The 6,384-nt window shown below is 28.8% G+C and carries 4 protein-coding genes; all 4 read right to left on the reverse strand.

The annotated features are described in order from the left end of the window. Positions 1-23: 23 nt before the first annotated feature. Positions 24-2,630, reverse strand: a complete 2,607-nt coding sequence (locus tag C1715_RS08130; RefSeq protein WP_102399990.1) for an ABC transporter permease — start codon at positions 2,628-2,630, stop codon at positions 24-26. After that, positions 2,630-3,310: an ABC transporter ATP-binding protein gene (locus C1715_RS08135; RefSeq protein WP_102399991.1), complete on the reverse strand. Its 681-nt coding sequence runs from the start codon at positions 3,308-3,310 to the stop codon at positions 2,630-2,632. Before C1715_RS08135 ends, C1715_RS08130 begins: the two co-directional genes overlap by 1 nt. Before the next feature lie 804 nt (positions 3,311-4,114). Continuing rightward, positions 4,115-5,404, reverse strand: coding sequence for a HAMP domain-containing sensor histidine kinase (locus C1715_RS08140; RefSeq protein ID WP_102399992.1), 1,290 nt, complete (start codon positions 5,402-5,404; stop codon positions 4,115-4,117). 119 nt (positions 5,405-5,523) lie between these two features. Next, positions 5,524-6,384 (reverse strand): RNA-guided endonuclease InsQ/TnpB family protein (locus C1715_RS08145; RefSeq protein ID WP_102399993.1); only part of this gene is annotated, 861 nt, incomplete at its 5' end.

Consider the following 6,384-nt stretch of genomic DNA (forward strand, 5'->3'; position numbering starts at 1 on the left):
TATGCCTTTTAGGTATTTAAAAATTACTCTTCCATCCTTATATTGTCAATTAAACTTTCATTTTTTATACGTCTAAGAGGGAAGTAGGATGAAATTAGTGCAATGAGCATACAGCCTACTATAGCCACAATTATAAAATTCCAAGGTATTGTCCATTGGAACCCTCTCACATTTCCAATCATTTTTCCTAAATAATAACTTAGTCCACTTCCTATTAAAGATCCTATTATAGCACTTATAATGCCATAAAGAACTCCTTCTAAATAAACCATCTTCTTTACTTGTTTTCCTGTCATTCCTATAGCTTCTAATGCGGCAATTTCTCTTTTTCTAAGCATTAAATTGGTACTTATTGTATTTACTATATTTAAGCTACTTATTAATGCTATAACAGATACAAAACCATATAAGGATATTTTCATTGTTAAATTTGTTCTTCTCATACCTTCTAACATCTCTTTAGTATCCGCAAGAGATATTCTTTTATCCCCTTTAGTAAATTCCTTAAGGCTTTTTGTAACACTTTCCCTATCAGCATTTTTATCTAAAATTATGTCCATATAATGAAAACTATTATCTTTTCCAATTTCCTTAAATAAATTTTCTGTAGCTATTACATACATAGCTCCGTCTGGTACAAACTTACCTATAGGACTCTCTTTTAGTATTCCAACTACCTTTACCTTATTATTAATATTTGAATTTTCCCCTTTATCTTCTCCTATTTTTATTTCATCTCCAACCTTTAAATTTGAAATATTAATCATAGAAGTTTTTTTAGCTTTTCCATCATATACCACTGAATTTTGTACTATTAATACTCCTCTTTCTTTATTCATTGATTCTTCATTTATTTCTCCACTAATAAGCTTTTCCTTGCAAAGCTTTAGCTGTTCACTATCGAATCCCCTAAATTCTGTAACTACTTTAATATTTTTTGCTTTTTTATTTTCATTTGGTAAATCTTCAGATAAGCTTTTTATATAAATTTCATTTACCTTTTCCTTTGGAATTTCTGTAGAATAATTTTGCCCTATAAACAGTCTGTGTACTTTATTTACTCCTTTTATACTTTTAACTTTTTCATAATCCTTATTTGAAAAACCTTTATTTTTTGTAGCTTGTTTGCTTAAACTATAATCTTGATAAGAAAATTCTTTAAACTTACTAAACTCTTCACCAAAACTCATCATACTACCAAACACTATAAATAAAACTATACTTATAACCATAGAACTTATGGTAACTACAAATCTTTTTCTGTTTATTTTTATATTTTTATAAGCTATTTCGCCTTCTACTTTAAATACTTTCTTTACTAATAAGTTACTTTTTACTCTTCTTATTTTTCCTTTTTTCTTACCTAAGTTATTTCTTATAGCCTCTAATGGTGATATTTTAGAAGCGGTTAAAGCTGGCTTAATTGATGATATATATACAGTTACTAATGCAACTAATGAACTTATAACCAATACCTTAGGTGATACCACTGTTATAAATTCTATTTCTATCATATCTCCTAAAATTTTTGTAATTACTATAAATAATATTTTCATTGCAAATATTCCACTTACAAGTCCTATAGGAATAGATACCAAACTTAAAACTGCTGCTTCTTTAAAAACAACCCTTCTTATTTGTTTAGGTGTAGCTCCCATAGATCGCAATATACCAAATTGTTTTATTCTCTCTATAACAGATATTTGAAAAATATTATATATAACTAATATGGTACATATAACTATTATAAAAATCACAAAAGCAACTATTTCTATTAAAGCGTCATTGGTGACATCATTCAAACCTCTTCCTTCTAAAGTCAATAAATAACTATTATATTCTACATTTAGATTATCTTTTTCACTCTTAGATAAAGATAAGTTCCCCTTAACCTCACTTACGTATTTTTTAATATCCTTCTTCTCGTTTACTTGAGTGTATACATTATATTTTCCATCTTTTTTATATTTATCAATAAAAGTTATTCCTCTAGCAGCTTCATTGTATTGTGAATAATATTTATCCTCTATTATACCAGTTAATATAAAATCTTTTTTAATTCCCTCTTTATATTTTCTTTCTGCTTTTTTCTCTTCTTCCTTCTTAGAAGCATTTTCTTTTTCAAGAAATCGACCTAAATCTAACGTTATCTTATCTCCTATCTTTGTACCCTTTGGAAGATATTCTAAAGCCCACTGCTGTATGGCAATTTCATTAGAATTTTTAGGAAGCCTTCCCTCTTTTAATTTAGTAGGTAACATGTCCAATGCTTCCTTATCCACTTCCTCAATTTCTATATACTTATATTTAGGTATTTGTTCTTCCTCGACTTCCTCCTTTGTAGCCTCATAAATTTTACTCTCGCCCAAATCCCCTACAATACCAATTTTTTCTGTATCCATATGAGCTTTTATCTTTTTAATTTCATTATAATCTATATTCCCAAACTTTACATGATAGTTAGCCTCATCCTTTTTAACAGATTCTATTTCACTTTGTTTAAAGCTAACTAAAAGAGTTCCTACTGCACATATTAAAGCTACTGAAAGTATTATCCCTACAGATGTAAGTATAGTCCTCTTCTTTTGATTTTTAAGATACCTCTTAGTTATGTCTAAATAACTCTTCATTATCTTATCACCTCATCCTTAACTATAACTCCATCCTCCATATGAATAATTCTATCTGCTTGAGAAGCTATATTTAAATCATGAGTTATGATTATAAGAGTTTGATTGTATTTTCTTACAGAAAACTTTAAAAGCTCAATAATTTCCTTAGAATTTTTACTATCCAAATTTCCAGTAGGCTCATCTGCAAGTATTATGGAAGGTTTATAAACTAATGCTCTCCCTATGGATACTCTCTGTTGTTGACCTCCTGATAATTGTGATGGTAAGTGATCTAATCTATCCCTTAATCCCAATATCTCTATTAGTTCATTCATATATTTTTCATCTGGCTTTTTATAATCTAGTAGAAGTGGCATCACCATATTTTCTTCTGCTGTCAAAACTGGTATCAAATTATAAAATTGAAATATAAATCCAACTTTTCTTCTTCTAAATATAGCCAATTGTTCTTCTTTAAGTTTAGAAATATTAACCCCATCTATAACAATTTCTCCAGAGGTTGGTTTATCTACACCTCCAAGCATGTGAAGCAAAGTACTCTTCCCCGATCCACTAGCTCCTACCACTGCCACAAATTCCCCTTTATTTATAGATATGTTAACTTCTTTCAAAGCTTCTACCTTTATTTCTCCTCTTCCATATGTCTTAGTAAGACCGGTAGTTTTTAAAATCTCCATATATATTCCTCCTGTTTATTTTCTCTTAACCTTATACTTTTATAATAACAGGTATTTCTTACATATAAGTGAATTTGTTTCTTACAATTTCGTAAGAAAGAGAATAAATTACGAAGCAAGTGTTGCAAGAAAAATCTGTCTTTAAGTCCACAATAAATATATTTTTTAAGACTGCTTACAATACGCCAAGAAATTCTAATGTTTTCAAATTTTAATACCCTAAAGCTTTCAAACTCGCTTTTACTAGCTGTTCTCTTGTTACTTATTCATAAATTAATTATAAAAAACTCTTTGAGTTTTATCCTTAACTATTACTTCTTACTTTTTACCTCTTAACTGGTCTGCCCTACAAATTTAAGTTTTATACAAGCCGATGCCTTACGGCAAAATATTATTAGTAACCGGGAATTAGGACTTAAACGAAAGGCTTCGCCTAAAAAAATATCATGAACACTTTCTTTTTATAAATTAAAGATTTTCCATAGCGAAGAGGAGGAAAATCATCCTTTAGTAGTTTTCTCCTCCCAAACCACATACATATTAAACTAAAAATCTCATTTTAATGTAGTAATAAATGTGGAATTGGGGACTATTGAACTAGCCTTAGAACTTCTTATGTCTCACAGTTAAAGAACCGTTAAGAAGCTTTCATGTTTGAACGAGGAACGAGTGAGTTTGAAAGCTTTAGGTTCTTTAACTGTGAGACATTTAGAAGTTCTTGGCGTATTGTGAACAGTCCCAAATTACACATTTATTACGGAATTAAAATCAGATTTTTCTTCAATGTATCGCTTCACACTTTTCTTATATGATTCCTTTGAGGAATATTATAGTGAACTCAGTGCCTTCCCCTTCAACACTCCTAACCTCAACACTTCCACCCTGTCTTTCTATAATACTTCTAGACAATGCAAGGCCTATACCTACACTATCACTGTTCTTATTTCTCTTTCCCTTATAAAATCTTTTAAATATATGAGGTAAATCTTCCTTGGCTATTCCTGAACCGTTGTCACTAATTACGATACTTATATAAATAGGAGTTTCTGAGGATACTATATTTATTTGACCCCCTTCACCAGTATGTTCTATACAATTCTTAACTATATTTGTTATACTTTCAGCTGTCCAATTCACATCGTGCTTAAGATTTATATCTCTTTTTACATCTATATTTATCCTTTGATTTTTTCCTTCCCACTTCACCTTTAAAGGTTCCAACGCCTTATTCACTGTAAGTAAAATAGGATTATAGGTACTTTCAAATTCTACGGCATTAGCTTCAATCTTAGCTATTTTTAATAAATTTTTAATTAGCCACTCCATTCTTTCTAATTGGTTTTTGCTTTTAATATAAAATTTGTTTTTTTCTTCTTCATTCTTTATAGAACCCTCTATAAAAAGCTCATTAAAAATCATAAGAGACGCTAGAGGTGTTTTTAACTGATGAGATATGTCAGAAATTATTTCTTTTAAAAAATACTTTTCTTTCTTTAAATTTTCTATACTATTTTCTAATCTTTCAGACATTAAATTAAATTGATGAGCTAATATACTAAATTCTCCTTCTTTCCCCTCTATAATTTTTACTTTAAAATCTCCTTCTACTACTCTTTCAGAAGCTTTTGATATAACACTTATTTTTTTAAATATATATTTATATTCTCTTATTATTATAATAAATGTAAATATAAAAAGTAATAATATAGTAGACAAATTAATTTTTGTAAAAATTTCATGCATGTCCTTTATAATAGGCATATTTTCTAAAGGAGTTTTTACACTATAGCCATAGCTTTCCAATAGTTTTTCCCCTTTAACATACATGTCTTTAGATACCCCCTGAGTATAATATTTTACTAAATCTTCTTCCAAATCAGGATGTTTTTGAAGTACTACACCTACCACTGCAGCATTTTGACTTACTATTTTGTTTGAAAAATCTCTTACCTTATTTACAGTATAAAAATATGCTCCTATACAAAATATTATATTTAATATAATAAGCATTGTAGTTATTCTCTTAACTTCATAATTCCTATAGAATCCATTCATAAATAATCTGCTACTCAAAACATGGTCAAATGTATCCATATTGAGATTCTTACTGCTTCAACGTACTCTGTCTTGCCTAAGCTACTACAGTTTGTATAGCACTCCACAGTCGTTAATTCCCCAAATAGCCTTGGGTACATATATAAGTGCTTGTTTAATTAAGCTATCTTATATTCTTTAGCATTGGCTAAATTTATTGAAGCATTTAAATCTCTATCAATAGAAAGCCCACAACTGCATTTGTAAACTCTATCAGATAGTTTTAAATCTTTCTTATATGCTCCACAACAGCTACACACTTTACTACTTGGATAGAATCTATCAACTATTCTTATCTCAATGCCATTTTGTTTAGCTTTTGAAATAAGTTTAATTCTAAATTCATAAAACTTTTGCCCAGCAACCGCTTTAGCTAAATGTCTATTCTTCATCATTCCACTTACATTTAAATCTTCAATAGTTATAAAACTTGGTTTTTGTTTTATTAACTCATTTACTGTTTTATTTATGTAATCAGTTCTTATATTTGTAAGTCTTTGATGAAGTTTTTGTACCTTGACTATTTGTTTTTGGATATTTTGACGAGTAGCTTCTCCTTTCTCTTTTTTATTTCTTAATTTTAAACTTTCATATTTCCTTGAAAGTTTTCTTTGCTCACGTTTTAGTTTCTTCTCTGCTTTTTTAACTGTTTTAGTTTTGTTAACATTCTTTTTAGTTAAGCCATTATTACAAATTGCAAAATCTTTTAGTCCAAGGTCTACGCCTATTCCTTCTGAATAAGGTTTATTATCTACTTTAATAGCTTCTTCAACTAAAATTGAAACAAAATATCTATCTGCTTTTTGACTTACTGTACCACTTTTAACTATGGAGTTAACTGGAATGTATCCAAATTCTTTTAATCTAATCCAACCTAAAGTTGGTACTTTAACTCTATGTCTTTCAATAGTCCAATCTGTTTTATTGTTCTTTGGAAAGTAAGCTTTAACATCTTGATTTTTCTTTTTCTTAAATTTAGG

This window comes from Haloimpatiens massiliensis (genome assembly GCF_900184255.1).
Classification (GTDB): domain Bacteria; phylum Bacillota; class Clostridia; order Clostridiales; family Clostridiaceae; genus Haloimpatiens; species Haloimpatiens massiliensis.